The organism is Sphingomonas chlorellae (assembly GCF_056485145.1).
On sequence record NZ_JBQXXM010000006.1, the window covers coordinates 184,121 to 209,401 of the forward strand.

The 25,281-nt window shown below is 68.9% G+C and carries 26 protein-coding genes; 13 read left to right on the forward strand and 13 right to left on the reverse strand.

Annotated elements, in window-relative coordinates; translation table 11 throughout:
• Positions 1–5: 5 nt before the first annotated feature.
• Positions 6–1,412: a helix-turn-helix domain-containing protein gene (locus tag ACT3CF_RS15925; protein ID WP_478424414.1), complete on the reverse strand. Its 1,407-nt coding sequence runs from the start codon at positions 1,410–1,412 to the stop codon at positions 6–8.
• A gap of 104 nt (positions 1,413–1,516) precedes the next feature.
• Here ACT3CF_RS15925 and ACT3CF_RS15930 point away from each other — a divergent pair, with 104 nt between their 5' ends.
• From ACT3CF_RS15930 to ACT3CF_RS15975, 10 genes are all read left to right on the forward strand, one after another.
• Positions 1,517–3,043 (forward strand): acyl-CoA carboxylase subunit beta, encoded by a 1,527-nt coding sequence (locus ACT3CF_RS15930; RefSeq protein WP_478424416.1) that lies wholly within the window; start codon positions 1,517–1,519, stop codon positions 3,041–3,043.
• 45 nt (positions 3,044–3,088) lie between these two features.
• Positions 3,089–3,628: a hypothetical protein gene (locus tag ACT3CF_RS15935; RefSeq protein WP_478424418.1), complete on the forward strand. Its 540-nt coding sequence runs from the start codon at positions 3,089–3,091 to the stop codon at positions 3,626–3,628.
• Positions 3,625–4,047: a methylmalonyl-CoA epimerase gene (mce, locus tag ACT3CF_RS15940; protein WP_478424419.1), complete on the forward strand. Its 423-nt coding sequence runs from the start codon at positions 3,625–3,627 to the stop codon at positions 4,045–4,047. The genes ACT3CF_RS15935 and mce overlap by 4 nt, the downstream gene beginning before the upstream one ends.
• Positions 4,044–4,826 carry an enoyl-CoA hydratase-related protein gene (locus tag ACT3CF_RS15945; protein ID WP_478424421.1) on the forward strand — a complete coding sequence of 261 codons (783 nt, stop codon included), beginning with the start codon at positions 4,044–4,046 and terminating at the stop codon, positions 4,824–4,826. The genes mce and ACT3CF_RS15945 overlap by 4 nt, the downstream gene beginning before the upstream one ends.
• A gap of 16 nt (positions 4,827–4,842) precedes the next feature.
• Positions 4,843–7,011 (forward strand): methylmalonyl-CoA mutase, encoded by a 2,169-nt coding sequence (gene scpA / locus ACT3CF_RS15950; protein ID WP_478424423.1) that lies wholly within the window; start codon positions 4,843–4,845, stop codon positions 7,009–7,011.
• Positions 7,008–7,355: a hypothetical protein gene (locus ACT3CF_RS15955; protein ID WP_478424425.1), complete on the forward strand. Its 348-nt coding sequence runs from the start codon at positions 7,008–7,010 to the stop codon at positions 7,353–7,355. Before scpA ends, ACT3CF_RS15955 begins: the two co-directional genes overlap by 4 nt.
• Positions 7,355–8,347: a biotin synthase BioB gene (bioB, locus tag ACT3CF_RS15960; protein ID WP_478424427.1), complete on the forward strand. Its 993-nt coding sequence runs from the start codon at positions 7,355–7,357 to the stop codon at positions 8,345–8,347. Before ACT3CF_RS15955 ends, bioB begins: the two co-directional genes overlap by 1 nt.
• 73 nt (positions 8,348–8,420) lie before the next feature.
• A complete protein-coding gene (locus ACT3CF_RS15965) occupies positions 8,421–8,543 on the forward strand; it encodes a hypothetical protein (protein ID WP_478424428.1) in 123 nt (40 codons plus the stop codon).
• A complete protein-coding gene (locus tag ACT3CF_RS15970; protein WP_478424430.1) occupies positions 8,543–10,576 on the forward strand; it encodes an ATP-binding protein in 2,034 nt (677 codons plus the stop codon). Before ACT3CF_RS15965 ends, ACT3CF_RS15970 begins: the two co-directional genes overlap by 1 nt.
• A 381-nt stretch (positions 10,577–10,957) precedes the next feature.
• Positions 10,958–11,686 (forward strand): OmpW/AlkL family protein, encoded by a 729-nt coding sequence (locus ACT3CF_RS15975; RefSeq protein ID WP_478424432.1) that lies wholly within the window; start codon positions 10,958–10,960, stop codon positions 11,684–11,686.
• Positions 11,687–11,900: 214 nt separating this feature from the next.
• On the opposite strand, the gene ACT3CF_RS15980 is transcribed toward ACT3CF_RS15975, so the two are convergent.
• On the reverse strand, positions 11,901–12,203 hold the full coding sequence (locus ACT3CF_RS15980) for a hypothetical protein (RefSeq protein ID WP_478424434.1): 303 nt from the start codon (positions 12,201–12,203) through the stop codon (positions 11,901–11,903).
• Between the two features lie 171 nt (positions 12,204–12,374).
• On the opposite strand from ACT3CF_RS15980, the gene ACT3CF_RS15985 reads away from it, so the two are divergent.
• Positions 12,375–12,956, forward strand: a complete 582-nt coding sequence (locus tag ACT3CF_RS15985) for an NAD(P)H-dependent oxidoreductase (RefSeq protein ID WP_478424436.1) — start codon at positions 12,375–12,377, stop codon at positions 12,954–12,956.
• 42 nt (positions 12,957–12,998) lie between these two features.
• On the opposite strand, the gene ACT3CF_RS15990 is transcribed toward ACT3CF_RS15985, so the two are convergent.
• From ACT3CF_RS15990 to ACT3CF_RS16040, 11 genes are all read right to left on the reverse strand, one after another.
• Positions 12,999–13,220, reverse strand: a complete 222-nt coding sequence (locus tag ACT3CF_RS15990) for a hypothetical protein (protein WP_478424438.1) — start codon at positions 13,218–13,220, stop codon at positions 12,999–13,001.
• Entirely contained in the window at positions 13,217–13,366 is a 150-nt protein-coding gene (ccoS, locus tag ACT3CF_RS15995) for a cbb3-type cytochrome oxidase assembly protein CcoS (RefSeq protein ID WP_478424440.1), read from the reverse strand. Before ccoS ends, ACT3CF_RS15990 begins: the two co-directional genes overlap by 4 nt.
• Complete coding sequence (locus ACT3CF_RS16000) at positions 13,363–15,480, reverse strand: heavy metal translocating P-type ATPase (RefSeq protein WP_478424442.1); 2,118 nt, start codon at positions 15,478–15,480, stop codon at positions 13,363–13,365. Before ACT3CF_RS16000 ends, ccoS begins: the two co-directional genes overlap by 4 nt.
• The gene (locus ACT3CF_RS16005) at positions 15,477–15,926 is read right to left on the reverse strand and encodes a FixH family protein (protein WP_478424443.1); all 450 of its coding nucleotides are present in this window, start codon (positions 15,924–15,926) and stop codon (positions 15,477–15,479) included. Before ACT3CF_RS16005 ends, ACT3CF_RS16000 begins: the two co-directional genes overlap by 4 nt.
• Positions 15,923–17,386 (reverse strand): cytochrome c oxidase accessory protein CcoG, encoded by a 1,464-nt coding sequence (gene ccoG / locus ACT3CF_RS16010; RefSeq protein ID WP_478424445.1) that lies wholly within the window; start codon positions 17,384–17,386, stop codon positions 15,923–15,925. The genes ACT3CF_RS16005 and ccoG overlap by 4 nt, the downstream gene beginning before the upstream one ends.
• A 21-nt stretch (positions 17,387–17,407) precedes the next feature.
• Complete coding sequence (gene ccoP / locus ACT3CF_RS16015; RefSeq protein WP_478424446.1) at positions 17,408–18,286, reverse strand: cytochrome-c oxidase, cbb3-type subunit III; 879 nt, start codon at positions 18,284–18,286, stop codon at positions 17,408–17,410.
• Complete coding sequence (locus tag ACT3CF_RS16020; RefSeq protein WP_478424448.1) at positions 18,283–18,447, reverse strand: cbb3-type cytochrome c oxidase subunit 3; 165 nt, start codon at positions 18,445–18,447, stop codon at positions 18,283–18,285. Before ACT3CF_RS16020 ends, ccoP begins: the two co-directional genes overlap by 4 nt.
• Positions 18,444–19,178: a cytochrome-c oxidase, cbb3-type subunit II gene (ccoO, locus tag ACT3CF_RS16025; protein WP_478424449.1), complete on the reverse strand. Its 735-nt coding sequence runs from the start codon at positions 19,176–19,178 to the stop codon at positions 18,444–18,446. Before ccoO ends, ACT3CF_RS16020 begins: the two co-directional genes overlap by 4 nt.
• Before the next feature lie 12 nt (positions 19,179–19,190).
• Positions 19,191–20,858, reverse strand: coding sequence for a cytochrome-c oxidase, cbb3-type subunit I (gene ccoN / locus ACT3CF_RS16030; RefSeq protein WP_478424451.1), 1,668 nt, complete (start codon positions 20,856–20,858; stop codon positions 19,191–19,193).
• A 274-nt stretch (positions 20,859–21,132) separates the two neighbouring features.
• Positions 21,133–22,527, reverse strand: coding sequence for a sensor histidine kinase (locus tag ACT3CF_RS16035; protein ID WP_478424452.1), 1,395 nt, complete (start codon positions 22,525–22,527; stop codon positions 21,133–21,135).
• A complete protein-coding gene (locus tag ACT3CF_RS16040) occupies positions 22,524–23,237 on the reverse strand; it encodes a response regulator (protein ID WP_478424454.1) in 714 nt (237 codons plus the stop codon). Before ACT3CF_RS16040 ends, ACT3CF_RS16035 begins: the two co-directional genes overlap by 4 nt.
• A 195-nt stretch (positions 23,238–23,432) precedes the next feature.
• Here ACT3CF_RS16040 and ACT3CF_RS16045 point away from each other — a divergent pair, with 195 nt between their 5' ends.
• Positions 23,433–23,900: an EF-hand domain-containing protein gene (locus tag ACT3CF_RS16045; RefSeq protein WP_478424456.1), complete on the forward strand. Its 468-nt coding sequence runs from the start codon at positions 23,433–23,435 to the stop codon at positions 23,898–23,900.
• A gap of 105 nt (positions 23,901–24,005) precedes the next feature.
• Positions 24,006–25,001 (forward strand): alpha/beta hydrolase family protein, encoded by a 996-nt coding sequence (locus ACT3CF_RS16050; RefSeq protein WP_478424458.1) that lies wholly within the window; start codon positions 24,006–24,008, stop codon positions 24,999–25,001.
• Positions 25,002–25,281 lie beyond the last annotated feature (280 nt).

Below are 25,281 nucleotides of genomic sequence, written 5' to 3' on the forward strand. Positions count from 1 at the left end.
GTGCCCTAGCGGAAGCCGTAGGGGACGATCGTGCGCCGGTCGGGTTCGATGTCGATCACCGATCCGGCGGGCGGAAAGGCGCGCTGGTCGCAGTCGAGCCGCGGGCAGATCCGGCACGACGCGCCGATCGGCGTCGCCGCGCCGCCGGGGCGCAGCGCGTCGGCATAGACGAAATCGGCGGCGTGCGCCTCTTCGCAGCCCAGCGCGACGGCATAGCGGCGCGGCGCGCGCGCGAAGCTTGCCGAGGGCTTCACCAGCCCCTTGGCCATCGAGACATAGCGCGTGCCGTCGGGCATTTCGGAAAGCTGGACGAGGATGCGATCGGGGATCGCCACCGCCTCGTGCACCACCCAGAGCGGGCAGGCGCCGCCGAAGCGCGCGAACTGGAGCCGCGTCGCCGAATGGCGCTTGGTGATGTTGCCCGCCATGTCGACCCGGCAGAAGAAGAAGGGGATGCCCGCCGCGCCCGGGCGCTGAAGCGTCGAGAGGCGATGGCACGCCTGTTCGAAGCTGACGCCGAAGCGCTGGCGCAGCCGGTCGATGTCGTGGCGGAAGGCGCGCGCTTCGGCCCGGAAGCGGCCATAGGGCATGAGCAACGCCCCCGCCGCATAGTTGGCGAGCCCGAGCGCGAGCAGTTCGCGCGCCGCATCGCCCGCCAGCCCCGACCCCGCGACGACGGCGTCGAGCTGGTCGGGGAATTCGAAGCGGACGAGCTGGTTGGCAAGCAGGAAGGCGCGGCTTTCGGGCGGCAGCCCGCGATTGAGCGCGAAGCTGCGCGTGGCGGGATCGTAGCGGCTGAGCTCGTCGCCGCCGCCGTCCTGATGGACGACGCGGACGCCGTGCCCCTCGGCTAGCCGCGCCTCGAGCATCCGCGACGGCAGCGTCCCCTCGAGCGTGTCGGCGAGCGTCTCGGCCGAACGGTCGAGCGCGTCGATATAGTTGCCCTGCGCCTGGAACCAGTCGCGCACCGCCTCCCAGGGGAGCGGCGCGGCGTCGCTGGTCCCCGTGTCGAACCGGTCGTCGAGCACGCGCAGCTGCTCCTGGCTGCGCCGATAGGCCTCGTGCACCGCGACCAGCCGGCGCGCGAGCAGCGGCTGCTGATCGAGCGCGCGGCGCACATCGGCCTCGTCCATCATGTCGGCGGTGACGCTGGAATCGGTCGCGGCGTCGATCGCGCGGAACAGCGTGGCGCCCGCCGCATCCTGGCCGAACTCGGCCGCCTCGAGCGGGAAGGCGCGCGCGAGCGCCGCGAGCACCAGATCGGTGATCGGGCGATCATTGTTCTCGATCTGGGAGAGATAGGGGACCGAGATGCCAAGCCGTCCCGCCATCGCGGCCTGGCTGAGCCCGAGGCGGCGGCGCAGTTCGCGCAGGCGGAAGCCTTCAAACAGGCGGCGGCGGGGGGACGACATGGGGCGTAATATATCTGCAAAGTTGCGCCCTGCAACTTTGCAACATTGCATTTGCGGTCGGGATGGCGTGCAGTGCAGGGGTGCCCCGTCTTTGGGAGACCCGGATGTCGTCGACAATCGCTGAACTGGAACGCCGCCGCGCCGCCGCCCGCATGGGCGGGGGGCAGAAGCGGATCGATGCCCAGCATGCCAAGGGCAAGCTGACCGCACGCGAACGGCTGCACGTGCTGCTCGATCCCGGCTCGTTCGAGGAGCTCGACATGTATGTCGAGCACAATTGCACCGATTTCGGCATGCCCGACCAGGTGGTGCCGGGCGACGGCGTGGTGACCGGATCGGGGACGATCAACGGCCGCCTCGTCTATGTCTTCAGCCAGGATTTTACCGTGTTCGGCGGTTCGCTGTCCGAGCGCCATGCCCAGAAGATCTGCAAGATCATGGACATGGCGATGAAGGTCGGCGCGCCGGTGATCGGCCTGAACGACAGCGGCGGCGCGCGCATCCAGGAAGGCGTGGCCTCGCTGGCGGGTTATGCCGAGGTGTTCCAGCGCAACGTGCTGGCGTCGGGCGTGGTGCCGCAGATCTCGCTGATCATGGGCCCGTGCGCGGGCGGCGCGGTGTACAGCCCCGCGATGACCGACTTCATCTTCATGGTGAAGGACAGCAGCTACATGTTCGTCACCGGCCCCGACGTGGTCAAGACGGTGACCAACGAGATCGTGACGCAGGAGGAACTGGGCGGTGCGGTGACGCACACGACCAAGTCGGGCGTCGCCGACGTGGCGTTCGAGAACGACATCGAGGCGCTGCTCGCGGCGCGCGACTTCGTCGATTTCCTGCCCGCGTCGAACCGGCAGGAAGTGCCGTTCCGCCCGACCGAGGACCCGTGGGACCGGATCGAGGACAGCCTCGACACGATCATCCCGCCCTCGGCCAACCAGCCCTATGACATGCACGAGCTGATCCGGAAGGTCGTCGACGAGGGCGACTTCTTCGAGATCCAGCCGACGCACGCGGCGAACATCATCGTAGGATTCGGCCGGATCGAGGGTCGGACCGTGGGCTTCGTCGCCAACCAGCCGATGGTGCTGGCGGGCGTGCTCGACATCAATTCGTCGAAGAAGGCGGCGCGTTTCGTGCGTTTCTGCGACGCGTTCGACATCCCGATCGTGACCTTCGTCGACGTGCCGGGTTTCCTGCCCGGCGTCGGCCAGGAACATTCGGGGATCATCAAGCACGGCGCCAAGCTGCTCTATGCCTATGCCGAGGCGACGGTGCCCAAGATCACGGTCATTACGCGCAAGGCTTATGGCGGCGCCTATGACGTGATGAGCTCGAAGCATCTGCGCGGCGACCTCAACTATGCCTGGCCGACCGCCGAGATCGCGGTGATGGGCGCCAAGGGCGCGGTCGAAATCATCTTCCGCGGGCGCACGCCCGAGGAGATCGCCGAGCGCACCGCCGAATATGAGGCGCGCTTCGCCAACCCCTTCGTCGCCGCGAGCAAGGGCTTCGTCGACGAGGTCATCATGCCCCATTCCACGCGCCGGCGCATCGCGCTGGGTCTTCGCAAGCTGCGCAACAAGCAGCTGGAGAATCCGTGGAAGAAGCATGACAATATCCCCCTGTAACCGGGCGGCCGCGCACGCGCGCGCCCCCGCCAAGGGAGGAAGAGGATGATGGGACTGTTGGCGCTGGCGATGCTGTCGGCGCAGCCGCAGGGGGCGGCAGGGGCAAATGACGCCGCGTGGAGCTGGCGCGAGAACCGCGATGCCGCGGCGGGGCCGCGCTATGCGTCGGTCACCGCGCGCAGCGCCGAGGGCGACCGGCTGCTCGTGCGGTGCGACCTGAGCGATGATCCGGTGATTTCGGTCCAGTATCTGCCGCGCCGGACGCCGGGCAGCGCCGTCGACAAGCCGGTGACGGTGATTCCCGACCAGGGCGCGCCGCTGGTCGCCAACTGGGAGTTCCCCGGGCCGGGGGCGCTGATGCGCGGCAGCCAGACCTTCGACATCGTGCGCGGGATCGCCGGCGCACGCGAGCTGCGCGTGATGACGACCAATGCCGATGGCGAGCCGATCGGCGCGATCTTTGCCGGCGGCAACGGCGATGCGCCGTTCCGCCGCGTCTATGCCGCGTGCGGGCTTCCCTATGCCCCGCCGGCACCCGTGGTGCCGGCCGCACCGACCACCCCTTCCGCGAGTAAGCCGAAATGAAGCTGGGCCGCCTGAACCATGTGGGAATCGCCACGCCGTCGATCGCGGCGTCGGTCGCCTTTTACCGCGACGTGATGGGCGCCGAGGTGATCCGCGAGCCCTTCGACCTGCCGGCGCAGGGCGTGAAGGTGTGCTTCGTCGACACGCCCAACAGCCAGATCGAGCTGATCGAGCCGCTGGGCGGGGGGTCGCCGATCCACGGCTTCCTCGCCAGGAACCCGGCGGGCGGCCAGCACCACCTGTGCTATGAGGTGCCCGACATCCACGCGGCGAAGGCGTGGTTCGAGGCCAAGGGCGCACGCGTGCTGGGCGAGCCGCGCATCGGCGCGCACGGCACCCCGGTCTTCTTCGTCCATCCGCGCGACATGGGCGGCGTGCTGACCGAAATCATGGAAACGCCCGGGGAGGCGCACGCATGAGCTGGAACCATATTCTGGTCGAACGCCGCGGCAACGTGCTGGGCGTCACGCTCAACCAGCCCGACCGGCTCAACGCCGCGCCGCCGGCGATGTTCGACGAGGTGCGCGAGGCGATCGGCGCGCTCGACGGCGCGCGGGCGGTGCTGATCGCGGGGGCCGGGCGTGCCTTTTGCTCGGGCGCCGATGTGAGCGGCGCGTTGACGCGATCGAGCGATCCTGCCGCCGCGACGCACGAGGCGCTGAGCGCGCATTACAACCCGACGCTGCTCGCGATCGCCGAACTGCCGGTGCCGGTGGTGTCGGCGGTGCGCGGCCCGGCGGCGGGGATCGGGTGCAGCCTGGCGCTCGCCGCCGATTTCTGCGTCGCGGCGAGCAGCGCCTATTTCCTCCAGGCCTTCGTCAATATCGGGCTGGTGCCCGACGGCGGGGCGAGCTGGATGCTGCCGCGGCTGATCGGGCGCGGGCGCGCGCTGGAGATGATGCTGCTGGGCGAGCGCGTTTCGGCCGAAAAGGCGCGCGACTGGGGCATGGTGCACAGCGTCGTCCATGACGACGTGCTCGATGCCGAGGCGTGGCGGCTGGCGGAGCGGCTGGCGCAGGGGCCGACGGTGGCGATGGGGATGATCCGCCGCCAGCTCCACCAGGGCTTCGAGACGGGCTATGCCGAGGCGATGGCGCGCGAGGCCGACAACCAGCGCACGGTGCGCATGACGCATGACGCGATGGAGGGCGGGCTCGCCTTTCTTCAGAAGCGCAAGCCCGAGTTCAAGGGACGCTGACGCGCGGAGTATCGAGATGACCGACAAGCCGAAACTGGACGACTGGACGGCGCTGGCCGCCAAGGAAGTGAAGGGCAGGGACCTGACGTGGCAGACGCCCGAGGGCATCGCCGTCAAGCCGCTCTACACCGCCGAGGATGTGGCCGCTGATCCGGGACTGCCCGGCTTCGCGCCCTTTACCCGCGGCGTCCGCGCGTCGATGTATGCCGGGCGGCCGTGGACGATCCGCCAATATGCCGGTTTTTCGACCGCCGAGGAGTCGAACGCCTTTTACCGGCGCAACCTGGCGGCGGGGCAGAAGGGCCTGTCGGTCGCCTTCGACCTCGCCACGCACCGCGGCTATGACAGCGATCATCCGCGCGTCGTCGGCGATGTCGGCAAGGCGGGCGTGGCGATCGACAGCGTCGAGGACATGAAGATCCTGTTCGACGGCATCCCGCTCGACCAGATGTCGGTTTCGATGACGATGAACGGCGCGGTGATCCCGGTGCTCGCCTTCTTCATCGTCGCGGGCGAGGAACAGGGGGTCCCTCAGGAAAAGCTGGAAGGTACGATCCAGAACGACATCCTGAAGGAGTTCATGGTCCGCAACACCTATATCTACCCGCCCGAACCGAGCATGCGGATCATCTCGGACATCTTCGCCTATACCAGTGCGAAGATGCCCAAGTTCAACAGCATCTCGATCTCCGGCTATCACATGCAGGAGGCCGGGGCGACGCAGGTGCAGGAGCTTGCCTTCACCATCGCCGACGGCATGGAATATGTGAAGTACGGCGTCGCCAGCGGACTGGACATCGACAAGTTCGCAGGCCGGCTGAGCTTCTTCTTCGCGATCGGCATGAACTTCTTCATGGAAGTCGCGAAGCTGCGCGCGGCGCGGGTGCTGTGGCACCGGGTGATGACCCAGCTCGGCGCGAAGGACGAGCGCTCGAAGATGCTGCGCACGCACTGCCAGACGTCGGGCGTGTCGCTCACCGAGCAGGACCCGTACAACAACGTCATCCGCACCACGATCGAGGCGATGGCGGCGATGCTGGGCGGCACCCAGAGCCTGCACACCAACGCGCTCGACGAGGCGATCGCGCTCCCCACCGACTTCTCCGCCCGCATCGCCCGCAACACGCAGATCGTGCTGCAGGAAGAGACGGGGATGACCAAGGTCGTCGATCCGCTGGGCGGCAGCTATTATGTCGAGAGCCTGACGCAGCAACTCGTCGACAAGGCGTGGGAGATCATCACCCGCGTCGAGGCCGAGGGCGGCATGGCCAGGGCGGTCGCCGCGGGCTGGCCCAAGGCGATGATCGAGGAAGCCGCCGCCGCCCGCCAGGCGCGGGTCGATCGCGGCGACGACGTGATCGTCGGCGTCAACAAGTACCGGCTGGCGAACGAGGACCTGCTCGAGACGCTCGAGGTCGACAATGCCGCGGTGCGCGAGGCGCAGATCGCGCGCCTTCAGCGCGTCAAGGCAAGTCGCGACGAGGCGGCGTGCCAGGCGGCGCTCGAGAAGCTGCGGGCCGCCGCGAAAAATCCGCCCCGTTCCGAGGCGGGGGGCGGACTGGAAGCCAATCTGCTCGCGCTTGCCGTCGAAGCTGCCCGCGCCCGCGCGACGCTGGGCGAGATCAGCGCGGCGATGGAGGATGCCTTTGGCCGCTATGGCACCACGCCGCAGCCGGTGAAGGGCATCTATGCCGCTCCCTATGCCGAGGACGACCGCTGGGCACAGGTGGTGGCGGGCGTCGACGCAGTGACGCGCCGGCTGGGCCGCAAGCCGCGCCTGCTCGTCGCCAAGATGGGCCAGGACGGGCATGATCGCGGCGCCAATGTCGTCGCCTCGGCCTTTGGCGACATGGGGTTCGACGTGGTGTCGGGGCCGCTGTTCCAGACGCCCGAGGAGACGGTGGTGCTCGCGCTCGAAAGCGGCGTCGACATCGTCGGCGCGTCGAGCCTCGCCGCGGGGCACAAGACGCTGATCCCCGAACTGATCCGCGGGCTGCGCGAGGCGGGGCGGAGCGACATCAAGGTGATCGCCGGCGGCGTGATCCCGCCGCAGGATTATGACTTCCTGCGCGACGCCGGGGTGCAGGGCATCTATGGCCCCGGATCGAACATCGTCGAATGCGCCGCCGACGTGCTGCGGCTGATGGGGCACAACATGCCGCCGCTGGACGAGGCCGCCGAATGACCGAGGTGGCGGACGACGAACCCGTCGAGGCGAACGCGGACGGCGTCACGCTGCTCTATGACTTTTTCAAATATCTCTCCTCGCTGTGCGTGCTGTCGCTGGGCGGGGTGATCGCGCTGGTTCCCAATGCTAAGGGGACGCGGCCCGAGATGATCGTGGGGGTGATCGTCGTGATCGGCGCGGCGGCGTTGCTTGCCTTTTCGGGAGCATCGGAGATCGTGCGCGCCCGTTACCACGGCGATGATCTGCGCAAGTCGGTCAACTTCTGTCGCATCGCCGCGCCGGCGCTGCTGTCGGTCGGTCTCGGGATGTTCGTTTACCTCTTTATGGGGACTTTGAAGTAATGCTTAGAAACGACTGGACTCGCGAGGAAATTGCCGAGCTGTTCGACCTGCCGTTCACCGAACTGGTGTTCCGCGCGGCCGAAGTGCATCGCGCCAACCACCCCGCGAACCAGGTGCAGCGCTCGACGCTGCTCTCGATCAAGACCGGCGGCTGCCCCGAGGATTGCGGCTATTGCAGCCAGTCGACGCATGCCGATACCGGGCTGAAGGCGACCAAGCTGATGGACCCGCGCGCGGTGCTCCAGGCGGCGGCGCAGGCCAAGGACCATGGCTCGACGCGCTTCTGCATGGGCGCGGCGTGGCGCAACCCCAAGGACCGCGACATGCCCGCCATCGTCGAGATGGTGAAGGGCGTCCGCGCGATGGGCATGGAAACCTGCATGACGCTGGGGATGCTCACCGACGCGCAGGCAAAGATGCTCGCCGACGCCGGGCTTGATTACTACAACCACAATATCGACACCTCGCCCGAACGGTACAACGACGTCATCACGACGCGCAGCTTCGACGACCGGCTCGAAACGCTGGCCCATGTCCGCGAGGCGGGCATCAACGTGTGCAGCGGCGGCATCGTCGGCATGGGCGAGACGCGGGAGGACCGGGTGGGCTTCATCCACGCGCTGGCGACGCTTCCCGAACATCCGGGCAGCGTGCCGATCAACGCGCTGGTGCCGGTGAAGGGTACGGTGCTGGGCGACATGCTGGCCGACACGCCGCTCGCCAAGATCGACGATATCGAGTTCGTGCGCACGGTCGCGGTGGCGCGCATCACCATGCCCGCGAGCATGGTCCGGCTGAGCGCGGGGCGCGAGAGCATGAGCGATGCGGCGCAGGCGCTCTGCTTCCTGGCGGGCGCCAATTCGATCTTCACCGGCGACAAGCTGCTGACCGCAGGCAATGCCGGCGACGACAAGGACGCCGCGCTGTTCGCCCGGCTCGGCATCACGCCGATGGCGGCGGAGTGCAAGGTGGAGCTGGAGGCGGCGGAGTAACGTGCCGCACGAGCTCGATTGGCTCTGGCGGGCGATAGCCTTCCCCTTCGTCGATTGGGCGAACAGCCCTTCCATGCTCCGGCTCGAACTGCGGCGACCATGGCTCTACCGCGCCATCGTCTGGCCGCCGCTTTTTCTTCTGATCGCCGCCTTGGCGATTGTCAGCCTTTGGCTTGTAGGGGTGATAAAGCTCTGATGTTCAAGAAAATCCTCGTCGCCAACCGTGGCGAAATCGCGTGCCGGGTGATGCGCACGGCGAAGAAGATGGGCATCGCCACCGTGGCGGTCTATTCGGATGCGGATGCTCGCGCGCCGCATGTGCGGATGGCCGATGAGGCGGTACGGCTGGGGCCGGCACCCGCGAGCGAGAGCTATCTGAAGGCCGAGCTGATCCTCGAGGCGGCACGGGCGACGGGGGCGGACGCGATCCACCCGGGCTATGGCTTCCTTTCCGAGCGCGAGAGCTTCGCCAAGGCCTGTGCCGAGGCGGGCATCGCGTTCGTGGGGCCGCCGCCCAAGGCGATCGCGGCGATGGGCGACAAGATCGAATCGAAGAAGCTCGCCAAGCAGGCGGGGGTGAACGTCGTCCCCGGTTTCGTCGGCGAGATCGAGGATACCGAACATGCCGTGCGGATCGCCGGCGAGATCGGCTATCCGGTGATGATGAAGGCCTCGGCCGGCGGCGGCGGCAAGGGGATGCGGCTCGCCTGGAGCGAGCAGGACGTCCGCGAGGGCTTCGAGGCGACCAAGCGCGAGGGGCTGGCGAGCTTCGGCGACGACCGCGTGTTCATCGAGAAGTTCATCGAGCAGCCGCGCCACATCGAGATTCAGGTGCTGGGCGACCAGCACGGCAACATCGTCTATCTCGGCGAGCGCGAATGTTCGATCCAGCGCCGCCACCAGAAGGTCGTCGAAGAGGCGCCGTCGCCCTTCGTCACGCCCGAGATGCGCAAGGCGATGGGCGAGCAGGCGGTCGCGCTGGCGCGGGCCGTCGGCTATTATTCGGCGGGCACGGTCGAGCTGATCGTCTCGGGCGCCGACAAGACGGGCCAGGGCTTCTACTTCCTCGAGATGAACACGCGGCTTCAGGTCGAGCATCCGGTCACCGAATGCGTCACCGGGCTCGATCTGGTCGAGCAGATGATCCGCGTCGCGGCGGGCGAGAAGCTGGGCTTCGGCCAGGACGACATCAAGCTCACCGGCTGGGCGATCGAGAACCGCGTCTATGCCGAGGATCCGTATCGCGGCTTCCTGCCGTCGACCGGGCGGCTGGTGCGCTATCGCCCGCCCGCGGGCGAGACGACGCCTTATGGCGCCCCCGGCACCCGGGCGGGCCACGGCTATGTCCGCGTCGACGACGGCGTGACCGAGGGCAGCGACATCAGCATGTTCTATGACCCGATGATCGCCAAGCTGATCACCTGGGGCGAGACGCGCGACGAGGCGGCCGACCTGCAGGTGCAGGCGCTCGACCGGTTCCGGATCGAGGGCATCGGGCACAATATCGACTTCCTGTCGGCGATCATGCAGCATCGCCGCTTCCGCGACGGCGCGCTGACCACCGGCTTCATCGCCGAGGAATATCCCGAAGGTTTCGCGGGGGCGCCCGCCGATCCGGCGCTGCTGCGCGGCATTGCCGCGGTCGCGGCGGTGATCGACATCGTCCGCGGGCAGCGGGCGGCGGAGATTTCGGACCAGCTCGACGCGCCGACCCCCGATTGCGGCGCGCGCGTGGTGATGATCGGCGGCACGCATTATTCGCTGTCGGTCGAACCCTATAAGGGCGGGCTGCGCATCCATGGCGATGGCGAGCCGATCGACCTGATCGGGCATTGGCGCCCGGGCGAGCCGCTGTTCGCCGCGCAGATCGACGACGCGCCGCTGACGGTCGGCATCGCGCGCAAGGGCGGGCTGTGGCTGCTCACCGCGCACGGCGCGACGCACCGCGTCGAGGTCTATCCGCCGCATGTCGCGCCCTATCGCGCGCACATGATCGAGAAGGTGCCGCCCGACATGAGCAAGTTCCTGCTCGCGCCGATGCCGGGGCTGCTCACCCAGCTCCACGTCAAGGCTGGCGACAAGGTCGAGGCGGGGCAGCCGCTGGCGGTCGTCGAGGCGATGAAGATGGAAAACATCCTGCGCGCCGAACGCGCGGGCGTGGTGAAGGCCGCCAATTTCGGCCCGGGCGACAGCCTGGCGGTCGATGCGGCGATCCTCGAGTTCGAATAGAACGCGGCGAGGGGTGTCGCCCCGGCGGGGCGCGCCGTCGGCGTGAAGGTGTAAAGGGGGGCGGCTCCGGTGCGGGGCCGCCCCCTTTTCCTTGTGTGCCGGTGTGCGGCGATCGGCAGCCCCCGGCGGGCGGGGGCCGGGCGAAGGGGGGCGAACGCGTGCTCCGCGACTCGGTTCCGCCCGCCCGAAAGCCGCCGCGATGCGCCGCGGCCACTACTTAAGGGAATTTGCCACAGCAAAATCAATGGGTTGCGCGGGTGTTGCCGATATGCATCGTACCAACCCCATTGGGAACATTGCGGACCCGAAAGTTGCGCTCGGTCAACTATGTACGGGGCAGCGGGGCCTAGTCGGAAGGCCTCGAACACAGGAGGATTTTTGATGCGTACCGCTCTCAAACTCGCGATCCTGGCGGCTGGCGCCGTGGTCGCCGCGCCGGCGATGGCTGACGAGGTGCCGGCCGCTCCCGCCGCTGGCGTCGCCATGCCGGCCCCGCAGGCCGAACCGGCCACCGAAGGCCGCAAGGCCGGCGACTGGCTGGTCCGTGCGCGTGCGATCCTGGTCGCGCCGAACGAGAGCTCGGGTGCGATCACCGGTATCGCGGGCAGCGAAGTCGGGCTGGGCAACTCGGTGATGCCGGAAGTCGACTTCACCTACATGTTCACCAAGAACATCGGCGCCGAGCTGATCCTGGGCACCACGCACCATGACATCAGCGGCCGCGGCACCGTTTCGGCGCTCGGCAAGGTCGGCAAGACCTGGGTGCTCCCGCCGACGCTGACCCTGCAGTACCACTTCATGCCGGAAGGCAAGATTCACCCGTATGTGGGCGCAGGCGTCAACTACACGCTGTTCTATTCGAACGACACGACCAACTCGCTCACCAACGCGCTGGGCGGCAAGACCGACCTCAAGCTTGACGACAGCTTCGGCTGGGCGCTGCAGGGCGGTGTCGACTTCGACATCAACAAGAAGCTCTTCATCAACGCCGACATCAAGTACATCGACATGAACACCAAGGCGCGCCTGACCACGGGCAACACGCTGCGGACCGTCAATGTCGACGTGAACCCGATCGTTGCCGCGATCGGCGTCGGCTTCCGCTTCTGATCGAACGTTCCGAAAGGGGCATTCCGGTCGCGCCTGCCATTGCCCCCTCATGGGCGGGCGTGATTTAAATACCTCCCCGGGTTCGCGCCCGGGGAGGTTTTTGTATGGGCGGACTGCCGGGGCGGGGCGCCCCGGCAATCCGGTTCAGCGGCAATGGTTCAGGCGTACTGAACCAGCGGCACTGGTCGAGCGGCGCTGGTCCAGTACCAATGGTTCAGCGGCAATAATGCCAGCTGCACCATTCGCGGCGGCGCTCCCATGCCTGTTGCCGGCGCCATTCGCGTTCGCGCCATTCGCGCTGCGCCCGCCAGTCGCGGCGCCATTCGCGGTCATGGTGCCAGCGCCAGCCGTCATAGCGCGACGGCGGCGGCCCCCAGCGCGGCGGCGGCGGCGGACCGCCCCAGCCCGGGCGCGGCGGCGGGGGCGGACCCCAGCCCTGCGCCGACGCGGCGCTGCCCGTGCCCAATCCGATCACCAGTGTTGCGGCCGCGACCACGGCCATCGTCATCCTGCGCATCCAAGCCTCCATCTGCTCGATCCGATGGCATGACCCTGCGCCCCGCCGACTGAACGGCGCGTGGCGCCGTCGATGTGCGCGGTTCAGGATTGCGCGCCTCGGCCGGACCGGACGCACGGTCCGCAAAGCCCCGCATGGCCCGGCGGCGTGCGCGGGCGCATAAGCGCCGGAATGAGCAGACGGATTTTGTTGATCGACGGTCATCCCGATTCGCAGCGGGGCCATTTCGTCCATGCGCTCGCCGATGCCTATGCGGCGGGCGCGGCCGAGACCGGGCAGGACGTGCGCCGGATCGAGGTCGCGCAGCTCGACTTCCCGCTGATCCGTGCGGCGCGCGACTGGAGCGAGGGGACGCCGCCGCCCGACATCGCCGCGGCGCAGGCCGATCTGCGCTGGGCCGAGCACATCGTGCTCCTCTATCCGCTGTGGCTCGGCGACATGCCGGCGTTGCTCAAGGCGTTCCTGGAACAGGTCGCGCGGCCCGACTTTCTCTATTCGGGGCGGGCCGGCCCGCGGCGCGCGGTGCTCAAGGGGCGCAGCGCGCATGTCGTGGTGACGATGGGGATGCCCGGCTTCCTCTATCGCTATTTCTATGGGGCGCACAGCCTCAAGAGCCTGCGCCGCAATATCCTGAACTTCGTCGGCGTGCGCCCCGTCACCGAAACGATCGTCGGCGGCATGGGGATCGAGAACGACGCGGCGCGCGCGCAATGGCTGCGCACGATGCGCGATTTCGGCGCGATGGGGTGTTGAACGGGGACTGACGGCGGGGCGGGGGGACGGCGCGCGCCGCGATCAGCAGCGGCCGCGCGGTCCCTTGCCGCCGGGGCGGTGACGCTCGCCACACGGCATGACATGGCACGCCATCGGGCATTGCTCGCGGCGATGGTCGTCGTCGGGCATGCTGGGGGTGCCGGTGCCCGTGCACAGCCGGCCCCAGACCACCGGCCCGGCCGTAACCGGAGCGGGGACCGCGAGCGCCAGCGGCGGCACGAACAGCAGCACGCGCAGCTTCATTCGACCGGATCCTCGTCGATCAGGATGCGCACCGCGGCGCCGTCCATATCGTCGAACTGGCCCGAATTGAGCGACCAGATGAACGCGCCGAGCCCGCCCAGCCCGAGCAGCAGCGCGACCGGAATGAGGAACATCAGCCCGTTCATCGCGCACATCCTTTCAGCCGCAGCGCGTTGGCGACGACGATCAGCGACGAACTCGACATCGCCACCGCAGCGATGAGCGGCGTGACATAGCCGAAGATCGCGAGCGGGACCGCCAGCAGGTTGTAACCGATCGCCAGCGCGAAATTCTCGCGGACGATGCGCAGCGTCCGCCGTGCCGCACGCACCGCGAGGGGGACGGGCGCCAGGCTGTCGCCCATGAACACGAAATCGGCGGCGGTCTGGCCGACGTCGCTGGCCGAGGCCGGCGCGATCGAGACATGCCCCGCGGCAAGCGCCGGACCGTCGTTGAGCCCGTCGCCGACCATCAGCACGCGATGCCCCGACTGGTGCAGCGCCTCGATCGCCTCGAGCTTCTGATCGGGCGTCAGCCGCGCCTGGGCGGCGATTCCCAGCGAAACGGCGAGCGGCTCGACGGCTTCCGGCCGGTCGCCCGACAGGATCTCGGCCGGGATGCCGATCGCCTTCAGCTCGGCGATCGCGCGCGCCGCATCGGGGCGGACGGCATCGCTGAAGCGCAGGACGCGAACGGGGCCGCCGTCGAGCGCGAAGCCCGTCACCAGCTCCTCATGGCGCGCGCGGACGCCGAGCCAGCTCGGCCGGCCCAGCCGCACGCCGCGGCCATAAAGCTTGCCCGTCACGCCATAGCCGGGCTCCTCGCGCACGTCGGTGAGGTCGGCGGCGCGCACGCCCTGGCGTTCGAGCGCCTGGGCCAGCGCACGGGCGATCGGGTGGCGGCTCATCCGCGCGAGCGCCAGCGCCGCGGGCGCCTCTTCCTCGGCATCGAGCTGCTCGAGATCGAGCGGGACGGGGCGGCCGAGCGTCAGCGTGCCCGTCTTGTCGAAGCGTGCGACATCGGCCTCGGCAAGGCGTTCGAGCGCCGAGCCGTCCTTGACGAGCACGCCGCGCCGCATCAGCGCGCCGGCCGCGACGACCTGGGCCGCCGGCACGGCCAGGCCGAGCGCGCAGGGGCAGGTGATGATGAGCACCGCGACCGCGATCAGCAGCGACTGGTGCCAGCCCGCCCCCGCGATCATCCAGCCGACGAAGCTGGTGAGCGCGAGCGTGTGGACCGCCGGGGCATAGAAGCGCGCGGCGCGATCGGCGATGCGGACATAGCGCGAGCGGCTCTGCGACGCCGCATCCATCATCCGCGCGATTTCGGCGATGGTGGTGCGGTCGCCCGCCGCGGTGACGCGGATCGTCAGCGGCGCATCGAGGTTGAGCGTGCCCGCCACCGCCTTGCCGCCCGGCGCCAGCGGCTCGGGACGGCTCTCGCCGGTGATGAGCGACAGGTCGGCGTTCGAGCTGCCCTGTTCGACCACGCCGTCGGCGGCGATCCGTTCGCCCGCGGCGACGATCAGCCGCATGCCCGGTTCGATGGCGTCGGCGCGCAGCCACTGCGTGCCCCCGTCGGGAAGCAGCACCGTGCCGCCGGGGGCGGTCTGGCGCAGCAGCGCCTCGACGCCCTCGCGCGCACGGTCGCGCATCACGCTGTCGAGGAAACGCCCGACGAGCAGGAAGAACAACAGCATCACCGCGCCGTCGAAATAGGCGTGCGGGCCGTTGGTGATCGTCTCGAACAGGCTGAGCGCGGTGGCGAGCGTCACGCCGATCGAGATCGGCACGTCCATGTTGGTGCGCCCGCGCCGCAGCGCGCTCCAGGCGGACTTGTAGAAGGGACGGCCGGCATAGGCGACCGTCGGCAGCGCGATCAGCGCCGACAGCCAGTGGAACAGCTCGCGCGTCGCGCCGGTCGCACCCGACCATACCGAGACCGAGAGCAGCATGATGTTCATCGACGCGAAGCCGGCGACGGCAACGGCGCGCAGCAGCGCCTTGCTCTCGCTGGGACGCGACGAGAGCGGGCCGGGCTGGATCGGTTCGGCGTCGAAGCCGATATCGGCAAGCGCGAGTCGCAGCGCTTCGGGCGTCAGCGCGGGATCATGGTCGATCACGACGCGCTTTGAGGTGAAGTTCACCCGCGCCTTGCGGATCCCCGGCAGCGGCGCCAGCTCACGCTCGATCTTGGCAATGCAGCCGGCGCAGCGGATGCCGGGGACGCTCAGTTCGCTGTGCTCGAGCGTTTCGCTCATGCAAACACGTCCCGGATGAAGTCGGCGCGCGCATCGCCGCGCACGACGTGCAGATGAACGCGCCACCGCCCGGCGGGCAGCCGCTCCTGGGCGACATAGTGGCCCGGCGCGGTTTCGGTGAAGCGCAGCTCGATATTGGCGACCAGGCCCAGCGGGTGCCGCGCGGTGGCGGTGACGGTCGCGCCGGGGGCGCGATCGATCTGCGCGACGACGCGGCCGTCGGTCGAGTCGGCCTTCACCTGCCAGCCGAGCTGGTCCTGCGCCTGCGCTTCCTTCAGCCAGCGGTTGAAATGCTGGCTGGCGACATAGCTGTTCTCGACCACGACGCCGCCGAAGGTCCGCGTCGCGAGCGTCGCCATCGTCACGTTCACCGCGATCACGATGCCGAAGAAGGTGACGAGCACGGCGAGCATGTGCCAGCCGGTAAAGCGGAACGGGCGCGTCATTGGTCAGCCTCCGGGCGGTCGAAGCGGGCAGTGTCGGTGTCGCCGCCCTTCTGATCGTCGAGCGCGGTCAGACGGAAGGCGAAGGTCGCGGGCTGCGGGCCCGAACGCGGTGCGCGCACATAGATGCGGCGCTTCTCGACCTGGTCGGGGCCGACATTGATCGTCATCGACGCCGCCGCCTTCTTCTCGTCGCCGAGCGAGTCCCACATCACCGCGCCGGGCAGGCCGTCGATGTCGATGCGGACGGGGCGGGGGCGCGTCTCCATGTTGCGCACCTTGACCGTATAGGCGTTGCGCACGGTGCCGTCGGAAAGCTGGACGAACAGCGGGTTGCGCTCCTGCCCGACCGACAGGTCGAGCCGCGTGCGCGCGCCCAGAGCGACGAGCATCGCCACGCCGACCAGCGCCCAGGCGCCGAAATAGAGGAAGGTGCGCGACCGGAGGATCGTCTTGCGGACGGGGACGGGGGCCGCGCCCTTGCGCTCCTCCTCGCAATCCTCGAGCGTCGCATAGTCGATCAGCCCGCGCGGGCGGCCGACCTTGACCATCATCTCGTCGCACGCGTCGATGCACAGCGCGCAGGTGATGCAGGCGAGCTGCGGCCCGTTGCGGATGTCGATGCCCGTCGGGCACACCTGGACGCAGGCGTTGCAGTCGATGCAGTCGCCGACCTTGGCATCGGCGTTTTCATGCGCGCGCTTCAGGCCGCGCGTGCGGGGTTCGCCGCGCCAGTCCTTGTAGGTGACGATCAGCGAGCGCTCGTCGAGCATCGCGCCCTGGATGCGCGGCCACGGGCACATATAGATGCACACCTGCTCACGCATCCACCCGCCGAAGACATAGGTGGTGAAGGTGAGGATCGCGATCGTCGAATAGGCGACCATCGGCGCATGGCCGGTGAACACGTCGCGTGCGAGCGAGGGCGCATCGGCGAAATAGAAGATCCAGGCGCCGCCGGTGAGCGCGCCGATCAGCAGCCAGATGCTGTGCTTGGTCACGCGCTTGGCGATCTTGACCGGGCCGAGCGGGGCCTTGCGCAGCTTCATCTGCGCGTTGCGGTCGCCGTCGATGAAGCGCTCGATGTGGAGGAACAGGTCGGTCCACACGGTCTGCGGGCAGGCGTAGCCGCACCAGGCGCGACCGACGGTGGCCGTGATGAGGAACAGGCCGATCCCGGCCATCACGAGCAGGCCCGCGACGTAGTAGAATTCGTGCGGCCAGATCTCGATCGAGAAGAAATAGAAGCGGCGGTGCGCGAGATCGATCAGCACGGCCTGGTTGGGGGCATAGGGCCCGCGGTCCCAGCGGAGCCAGGGCGTGACATAATAGATGGTCAGCGTCACCGCCATGATCGCCCACTTCAGGCGGCGGTAGAAGCCGTCGACTGCCTTGGGGAAAATGTCGGGCCGGCGGGCATAAAGCCCGCCGGCCTTCGCGGTGCGGTCTGCATGATTCGACATGGCTAACCGCTACTCCGAACTTTACTTGCCGCCGCCTAGGGAGTGTACGTAAGCAGCGAGCATCTTGACGGTAACGGGGTCGAGACGCTGGCCCCAGGCCGGCATCACGCCCGCACGGGCATTGGTGACCGTCTCGGTCAGCGTGGTGCGATCCCCGCCATAGAGCCAGATCGGATCGGTGAGGTTGGGAGCACCCACCGCCTGATTGCCCTTGGCATCGGTGCCGTGGCACGCGACGCAGTTTTCGGCGAAGATCTTCGCGCCCGCCTGGGCCGAGGTCGAGGCCGGTTCCTGCTTCGACACGTAGCGGACGTAGGAAACCACGTCCTGGACCTGCGCGGCGGTCAGGATGCCGTCACGCCCGAAGGCCGGCATCTGCGACATGCGCGTTTCGCCGTCGCCGGGATAGCGCACGCCATGCTGAAGCGTCTGGTGGATGGTGGCGATGTCGCCGCCCCACAGCCAGTCGTCGTCGTTCAGGTTGGGGTAGCCCTTGCTGCCCGTCGCGCCCGAACCATGGCACTGGATGCAGTTCACCTTGAACGCCGCCTTGCCGCCCTCGATCGCCGCGCGCATCAGCTCGGGCTTGCTCGAAAGCTGCTCGACCGGCGTTTCGGCGATCGCCTTGCGCGTCGCCGCCTTGGCGGCGTCGGCAGCGGCAAGCTCCTTCTTGAGCTCGCCGCGGCTGGTCCATCCCAGCGTCCCCGCGCTCGCGCTGTGGCGGAACGGGATCGCCGGATAGACGACGCAATAGCCGATCGCGAACGCGATACAGGCATAGAAGGTCCACAGCCACCAGCGCGGAAGCGGCGTGTTCAGTTCCTGAATGCCGTCCCATTCATGCGCGTTGAGTTCGGTGCCCGTGGCGGCATCGACGCGTTTGGTTTCGTTGTCGCTCATTGCGCGGGCTCCTCGTCACGCAGGATGATGTTGCGCGCGTCCTCCATGTCCTGTCGCGCCGAGGGGCGCAGGGCACGCCAGACCGCAAACACGAAGATGGTGACCATGAACAGCAGGCCCCAGCTGTCGGCGAAGTGGCGGAGCACGTCATAATCGCTCATTTCAGCGTCTCCTTGGCTTCGGCCTTGGAGGTGTCGACGAGCGTGCCGAGCATCTGGAGATAGGCGACGAGGGCGTCCATCTCGGTCAGCTTGTTCGGGTTGCCGTCATAGTCGCGCACCTGGGCCTTCGGGTAGCGCTTCTGGAGGTCGGTGCCGTCGCCGTTGGCGGTCGCCTGAAGCTGAAGATCGGCGAATGCCTTCTTCACGTCCTCGTCGGTGTAGGGAACGCCGACGCGGCGCAGCGCGGTCAGATCGTCGCCGATGGTCTCCGCCTTCAGCTCGCGATTGGCGAGGAAGGTGTAGGTCGGCATGATCGATTCCGGCACCACGGCGCGCGGATTCTTCAGGTGCTGCACGTGCCACTCGTCCGAATAGCGGCCGCCGACGCGCGCAAGGTCAGGCCCCGTGCGCTTCGAACCCCATTGGAACGGGTGGTCGTACATGCTCTCCGCCGCCAGGCTGTAGTGGCCATAGCGCTCGGTCTCGTCGCGGAACGGGCGGATCATCTGCGAGTGGCAGTTGTAGCAGCCCTCGCGGATATAGATGTTCCGGCCCGCCAGCTCGAGCGGCGTGTAAGGACGCACGCCGTCGACCTTCTCCACCGTGGAGTCGATCCAGAACAGCGGCGCGATCTCCACGATGCCGCCGATCGACACCGTGATCAGGGCCAGCACGAGCAGCAACGTGACGTTGCGCTCGATTCTGGCATGGCTGAAAAATTTGGTTGCCATGTTCGGTTGTCCTTATTCGGCGGGCATCGCGGCGGGACCGCCATGGACCGGCGCGCCCTTGGGGAGCGGCTTGTCCGCGGCCGGGTCATAGGCGGCGTCGTGCAGCGGCTTTTCCTCGCGGACCTTGCCCGCGATCGTCATCCACACGTTCCACACCATGAAGAGCGCGCCCAGCAGGTACAGCCCGCCACCGGCCGCGCGGATGAGGTAGTAGGGCTTCATCGCCGCCACGACTTCCGCGAACGAGTAGACGAGATAGCCGTCCTGGCCGTACTCGCGCCACATCAGGCCCTGCATGATACCGGCGACCCACATCGACGAGGCATAGAGAACGATGCCTGCGGTGGCGCACCAGAAGTGCCAGTTCACCATCCGCAGCGAATAGAGGCGCTTACGCTTCCACAGGCGCGGGGTCATGAAATAGACCGCGGCAAAGCTGATCATGCCGACCCAGCCCAGCGCACCCGAGTGCACGTGGCCGATCGTCCAGTCGGTGTAGTGCGAGAGCGAGTTGACGCTCTTCACCGACATCATCGGACCTTCGAAGGTGCTCATGCCGTAGAAGGCGAGCGCCAGCACCTGCATGCGGATGATCGGATCGGTGCGGATCTTGTCCCATGCGCCCTGCAGCGTCATCAGGCCGTTGATCATGCCGCCCCAGCTCGGCATCCACAGCATGACCGAGAAGACCATGCCCAGCGTCTGCGCCCAGTCGGGCAGTGCGGTATAGTGAAGGTGGTGCGGACCCGCCCAGATGTAGAGGAAGATCAGCGACCAGAAGTGAACGATCGAGAGCCGGTACGAATAGACCGGACGCTCGGCCTGCTTCGGCACGAAATAGTACATCATGCCCAGGAAGCCGGCGGTCAGGAAGAAGCCGACCGCGTTGTGGCCATACCACCACTGGGTCAGCGCGTCCTGGACGCCCGCGAACGCCGAATAGCTCTTGGCACCCAGCAGGTGCACCGGCATCGTCAGGTTGTTGACGAGGTGCAGCATCGCGACCGTGACGATGAACGCGATGTAGAACCAGTTGGCGACGTAGATGTGCGGCTCGTTCCGCTTCAGGATCGTGCCGATGAAGACGCCCAGATAGGCGACCCACACGATCGTCAGCCAGATGTCGACATACCATTCGGGTTCCGCATATTCGCGGCCCTCGGTGATGCCCATCACATAGCCGGTCGCGGCCAGCACGATGAACAGCTGGTAGCCCCAGAAGACGAAACGCGCCACGCCGGGCAGCGCCAGCCGCGCGCGGCAGGTGCGCTGCACCACATAGAAGCTCGTCGCGATCAGCGCATTACCGCCGAACGCGAAGATCACTGCCGAAGTGTGCAGCGGACGCAGACGCCCGAAGCTCGTATATTCGAGCCCGAGGTTCAGCGCGGGAAAGGCGAGCTGGAGCGCGATGTAAACGCCCGCGAGGAAGCCGACGACTCCCCAGAAGACGGTTGCGATCGTGCCCCAGCGGATGACGTCGTCGTCATACTCGCCGGGTTGGGCGACGGCGGCAGGCTTGCCAGCACCGCGCATCGCATAGAAGGCAGCGAGCAGCGCGGCACCGGCGCAAATCGCCATGTGCACGCCGAACGCCGGGTCCGCAGTCATGACAGCGGCAAGCACTGCCAGGACTGCGAGGAATAGCCAGGCGAATGACCTGGTGACGGTTTCGTCCATGTTCAGCCCCTTGGATACACCGGATCGGTGTCGCTCTTCGGGAAAGCGGGCCGCTAGCGTGTTGACGAAGATCAAGCGCCGCGGGCGTAATTCACCAACTTCCCCACGTCGCGCTGTACGTTTGAGGGACATCCTCCAGAAATACGTAGAGGTACGAAACGCGTTTGCACGGGAGAGGCATCGTGCCGCCGACGCTGCGGAAAGGTGCGTTTGTCGGCGTCGCGGGCGTCCGGTGCGGCGCGCGCGGGCGTCCCGGTCGGGCCTCAGTCGGGCCTCAGTCGGGCATCGCCGCCGGGGCGAGCGGCAGCAGGATCGTCGCGGCGAACCCGCCCGCGGCGCCGTTGGCGAACCGGGCGCTGCCGCCGTTGCGCGCCGCGAGCGCCCGGACGATCGCCAGCCCCAGCCCGGCGCCGCCGCTGGCGGAGTCGCGCGCCGCGTCGAGCCGGTGGAACGGGCGGCCGAGCGTGTCGAGATCGCCGGGTGCCACGCCCGGTCCGTCGTCGACGACGTCGAGCCGCATCGCCTCGCCCTCGGTGCCGATCGAAACGCGCGCGGCGCCGGCATGGCGGAGCGCATTGTCGATCAGGTTGTCGGCGATGCGGCGGAGCGCGGTGGGCGAGGCGTGCAGGAACAGGCCGTGCGTCGGCCCGTCGAGCGTCACCGGCTCGCCCAGTTCCTGCCGCGCCGCGACGAGCAGCCCCAGTTCGGCGGCCGCATCGAAGCGCAGCCGCGCGGCGGCGGTGGAGTCGGCCCCGCTGTCGGCGTCGGCCGCGCCCGACAGCGCATCGGCGCGCGCGAAGAACAGCGTGTCGTCGAGCAGCGCGCTCATCGCGGCAAGGTCGCGCGTGGCGCGGGCGCGCTGGTCGGGATCGTCGATGAACTCGACGCGCAGCCGCATCCGGGTGAGATAGGTGCGCAGGTCGTGCGCGATTCCGGCGAGCATCCGCGTGCGTTCGAGTAACAGCTCGCGCACGCGCGCGCGGAGTATGTTGAGTGCGCCGGCGAGCGCGCGCACCTCGGGCGGGCCGCGCATGGGCAGGTCGGGCATGTCGCGCGCGTCGGTCCAGCCGCCGACCTCGCGCGCCAGCCGGACGAGGGGACGCGCGGTCTGGCGCACCGCCAGCAGCAGCGCCGCGAGCAGCATGACGCCGCCCGCGGCGCCGATCAGCGACCGGCTGCGCAACAGCGCGCGCAGCGCGGGCGAGGGCTGGCTGGTGAACAGGATCCAGCCGCCGCCGCGCAGCGCGACGGCCAGCCGCAGCGGCGGGAAGAAGCGGGCGGGGCGGGGCGCGCCGCCGATCAGCTGGCCGAAACGGGGCAGCCGCCCGTCGAGGCGAACGACGCGCCCGGGCATCGCGGCGGCATAATGGACCGCTACGTCGGTCAGGTCGCTGCGCGGATCGCCGAGCGGCGCGGGCGCGGTCTCGCGCAGCTCGAGCGAATAGACGCTGTCCTGCAAGGCGCGGGCGAGTGCGTCGCGCGCGGGCGGCGGCGTCCGGTCGAACGCCTGCGCGATTGCGGCGGCGTCGATCGGGCGGGGCAGGTTGAGCGCGCGGGCGTCGTCGGGATGGGTGGGGACGCTCACCACCGCGATCGCGACCTGAAAGACGACGAAGCCGAGCAGCAGGATCGCCGCGATGCGAAGCGAGAGCGTCGAACTCAGGCTCATCGCCGTTCGACCGTTGCGGTGAACTGATAGCCGCCGCCGCGCACCGTCTTGATGAGCGCGTCGCCGCCGCGCGCGGCGAGCTTGCGGCGGAGGCGTCCGACCTGGACGTCGACGGCGCGGTCGAACGGGCCGGGCAGGCGGCCGCGCGTCCAGTCGAGCAACTGGTCGCGGTTGAGCACGCGCTGCGGGTGGCGGACGAAGCAGGCGAGCAGGTCGAACTCGCCGCCGGTCAGCTCGATCGCGCTGCCGTCAGGGGCGTCGAGCGTGCGCGCGCCCAGGTCGAGCCGCCAGCCGGCAAAGCCATAGCATTCGGGCGTCGCGATCCGCCCGGCGCCGGGCGTGCCCTGCGTCCGGCGCAGGATGGCGCGTGCGCGGGCGACCAGCTCGCGCGGGTTGAACGGCTTGGCCAGATAGTCGTCGGCGCCGATCTCCAGCCCGACGATCCGGTCGACATCGTCGCCGCGCGCGGTGACCATCAGCACGCCGATATCCCCCGCGGCGCGCAGCCGGCGGCACAGCGACAGCCCGTCCTCGCCCGGCAGCATCACGTCGAGCACCGCCAGGTCGAAGCGTTCGTGGAGTGCGGCCCGGTCGAACGCGTCGGCGGTGCGGAAGCCCTTGGCGCGGAAACCCTCGCGGCCCAGCAGCGCGACGACCATGGTACGGATCTCGGGATCGTCCTCGACGACGGCGATATGGGCGCTTTCCATGGCGCATCGATAGCGTGCGCTGCCGATCGGCGGAAAGGGGGCAGGGCGCCTGCACGCGTTTCGGTTACGCTTTGTCACCGACGCGACGTTGCACGCTTACGCGGCGATGCGAGACAAGGGGCCTTGAGCGATCGCCGCGCCGTCGGGCCGCGGCGCATCGCGGATGTTCCATGGTTTGGGCAGGGAGTGCGCAGGATGCGGATGGTTTCGGTTTCGATGCGGGGCGTGATGGCGGCGATGCTGGCGACGGGGGCGATGCTGGCGAGCGGCCCGGCCCAGGCGCAGCGCGATCCGGCGGCGATGCTCGTCGACGCCGATCGCGACGGCGACGGCGTGGTGACGCGCGCCGAGTTCCTCGCGGCGCGGGCGGCGCGGTTCGACAAGCTCGACCGCAACCATGACGGCGTGATCTCGCGCGACGATTTCGGGCGGCTCGCCCGCTTCCGTCCGCAGGCGGGCGAGCGGATCGACTCGTTCATCACCGAACTCGACACCAACCACGACGGCAAGGTCGAACGCAGCGAACTCGCCAACGCGCGGACGCCGGTGTTCGACATGGCCGACACCAACCATGACGGTCGCGTCGACAAGGCCGAGCTTGCGGCATTCCGGACGCGCGCCGAGCAGATGCGCCAGCAGCGCCAGCAACGTTCGGGCCGCTGACGCCGATCGCGCCCCTCGGCCGACGGCATCCGTCCCGCGCCGGCAACGATGACCACGACAACAAGGGCACGACACCGGTCGGCCCGACAGCAAGGGAGCATGAGGATGCGACTGATTTCTTCGGCCGGCGCGGCGCTGGCCGCTGCGGCGATGGCGCTCGTGGGGCACGCGGTTCACGGCGCCGCCCCGGCGGCCTCGGCTGCACCTGCGACGGCGCCGGTTCCCGCTGAGGCCGGGCCGGTATGCGAGGCGCAATGGCGCGACGATTCCCGCCAGCGCACGGTGCCGGTCCGCATCCGCATGCCCGCGGGGAGCGATCGCGTACCGCTGATCCTGTTCAGCCACGGGCTCGGCGGCGGGCTCGATGCCGGCACGCGCTGGGCGCAGGCATGGGTCGCGGCGGGGTTCGCCGTCATTCACCTCCAGCATCCGGGCAGCGACCTTGCCGGCGTCCGCCAGGCGGGGCTGCGCGGCGCCATGACCGCCGAACAGCTGGTCGCGCGCGGGCAGGACGTGCGCTTCGTCCTCGATCGCGCGATCGCCGGCGGGCGCGAGGGGGCGTGCGATCTCGGCCGGATCGACCGGACGCGGATCGGCATGGCAGGGCACAGCTTCGGCGCGCAGACGACGCTCGCCGTCGCCGGGATGCGGGCGCCGGGCGGGGCCGCGCCGCTCGCCGATCCGCGCATCCGCGCCGCGATCGCGCTCAGCCCGCAGCCGTCGATGGCGCTGGGCGATGCCGAGGCGTTCGGCGCGATCCGCATGCCGTTCCTGTCGATCACCGGAACGAAGGATGCGCTGCCCTGGCTCAACCAGGTCACGGCCGCCGACCGCGAACGCCCGTTCCGTGCGATGGCGCCGGGCGACAAATATCTGCTCGTCCTCGCGGGCGGCAACCATGGCGATTTCGGCGGCCGCGCGCCGGGCGCGCCGCGTTTCATGCGCAGCGAAGGGGGCGACGAGGCCCGGATCGCGCCGATCGTGATCGACGCGACGACGCTCTTCTGGCGCGCGACGCTCCGCGACGACCGTGCGGCGGCGACAGCGCTGGGGCAGTTCGGTACGCATCTGGCGCCGGGCGACCGCTTCGAACGGCGCTGATGCGGCCGGGCGGGGCGGATTCGCCCGTCCCGCCCGGCGCGATTCGGTGCCGCCGGCGGCCCTCGCCACGAAAGGCCGTGCTTAAACCCGCAGGAAACCGCCATTTTTTGACGCCGCGCAATTTTCTGCGTTTTTGTTGTTGACGGGTTTGGAGGCCGCCCATATATGCCGCTCCACCGACGCGGTGCTCTTCACTGAACGGCGCGGCGGTCACCGAAAATCAGGCGCATGGGTCGCCCCGAGAAAAAGGGGAATGACGGTGCGTCGGTTTTTGTCGCTC

Bases quoted from the DNA above. Each gene is read 5' to 3' on its own strand.
- ccoS (WP_478424440.1), bottom strand. From the start codon at position 13,366: ATGAACGGGCTGATGTTCCTCATTCCGGTCGCGCTGCTGCTCGGGCTG.
- ACT3CF_RS16020 (WP_478424448.1), bottom strand. From the start codon at position 18,447: ATGAGCGATTATGACGTGCTCCGCCACTTCGCCGACAGCTGGGGCCTG.
- ACT3CF_RS15955 (WP_478424425.1), top strand. From the start codon at position 7,008: ATGACCGAGGTGGCGGACGACGAACCCGTCGAGGCGAACGCGGACGGC.
- ACT3CF_RS16005 (WP_478424443.1), bottom strand. From the start codon at position 15,926: ATGACGCGCCCGTTCCGCTTTACCGGCTGGCACATGCTCGCCGTGCTC.
- mce (WP_478424419.1), top strand. From the start codon at position 3,625: ATGAAGCTGGGCCGCCTGAACCATGTGGGAATCGCCACGCCGTCGATC.
- ccoN (WP_478424451.1), bottom strand. From the start codon at position 20,858: ATGGACGAAACCGTCACCAGGTCATTCGCCTGGCTATTCCTCGCAGTC.
- ACT3CF_RS16000 (WP_478424442.1), bottom strand. From the start codon at position 15,480: ATGAGCGAAACGCTCGAGCACAGCGAACTGAGCGTCCCCGGCATCCGC.
- ACT3CF_RS15990 (WP_478424438.1), bottom strand. From the start codon at position 13,220: ATGAAGCTGCGCGTGCTGCTGTTCGTGCCGCCGCTGGCGCTCGCGGTC.
- ccoP (WP_478424446.1), bottom strand. From the start codon at position 18,286: ATGAGCGACAACGAAACCAAACGCGTCGATGCCGCCACGGGCACCGAA.
- scpA (WP_478424423.1), top strand. From the start codon at position 4,843: ATGACCGACAAGCCGAAACTGGACGACTGGACGGCGCTGGCCGCCAAG.
- ACT3CF_RS15930 (WP_478424416.1), top strand. From the start codon at position 1,517: ATGTCGTCGACAATCGCTGAACTGGAACGCCGCCGCGCCGCCGCCCGC.
- ACT3CF_RS15985 (WP_478424436.1), top strand. From the start codon at position 12,375: ATGAGCAGACGGATTTTGTTGATCGACGGTCATCCCGATTCGCAGCGG.
- bioB (WP_478424427.1), top strand. From the start codon at position 7,355: ATGCTTAGAAACGACTGGACTCGCGAGGAAATTGCCGAGCTGTTCGAC.
- ACT3CF_RS16050 (WP_478424458.1), top strand. From the start codon at position 24,006: ATGCGACTGATTTCTTCGGCCGGCGCGGCGCTGGCCGCTGCGGCGATG.
- ACT3CF_RS15925 (WP_478424414.1), bottom strand. From the start codon at position 1,412: ATGTCGTCCCCCCGCCGCCGCCTGTTTGAAGGCTTCCGCCTGCGCGAA.
- ccoO (WP_478424449.1), bottom strand. From the start codon at position 19,178: ATGGCAACCAAATTTTTCAGCCATGCCAGAATCGAGCGCAACGTCACG.
- ACT3CF_RS16035 (WP_478424452.1), bottom strand. From the start codon at position 22,527: ATGAGCCTGAGTTCGACGCTCTCGCTTCGCATCGCGGCGATCCTGCTG.
- ACT3CF_RS15975 (WP_478424432.1), top strand. From the start codon at position 10,958: ATGCGTACCGCTCTCAAACTCGCGATCCTGGCGGCTGGCGCCGTGGTC.
- ACT3CF_RS15970 (WP_478424430.1), top strand. From the start codon at position 8,543: ATGTTCAAGAAAATCCTCGTCGCCAACCGTGGCGAAATCGCGTGCCGG.
- ACT3CF_RS15945 (WP_478424421.1), top strand. From the start codon at position 4,044: ATGAGCTGGAACCATATTCTGGTCGAACGCCGCGGCAACGTGCTGGGC.
- ACT3CF_RS16045 (WP_478424456.1), top strand. From the start codon at position 23,433: ATGCGGATGGTTTCGGTTTCGATGCGGGGCGTGATGGCGGCGATGCTG.
- ACT3CF_RS16040 (WP_478424454.1), bottom strand. From the start codon at position 23,237: ATGGAAAGCGCCCATATCGCCGTCGTCGAGGACGATCCCGAGATCCGT.
- ACT3CF_RS15935 (WP_478424418.1), top strand. From the start codon at position 3,089: ATGATGGGACTGTTGGCGCTGGCGATGCTGTCGGCGCAGCCGCAGGGG.
- ACT3CF_RS15965 (WP_478424428.1), top strand. From the start codon at position 8,421: ATGCTCCGGCTCGAACTGCGGCGACCATGGCTCTACCGCGCCATCGTC.
- ccoG (WP_478424445.1), bottom strand. From the start codon at position 17,386: ATGTCGAATCATGCAGACCGCACCGCGAAGGCCGGCGGGCTTTATGCC.
- ACT3CF_RS15980 (WP_478424434.1), bottom strand. From the start codon at position 12,203: ATGCGCAGGATGACGATGGCCGTGGTCGCGGCCGCAACACTGGTGATC.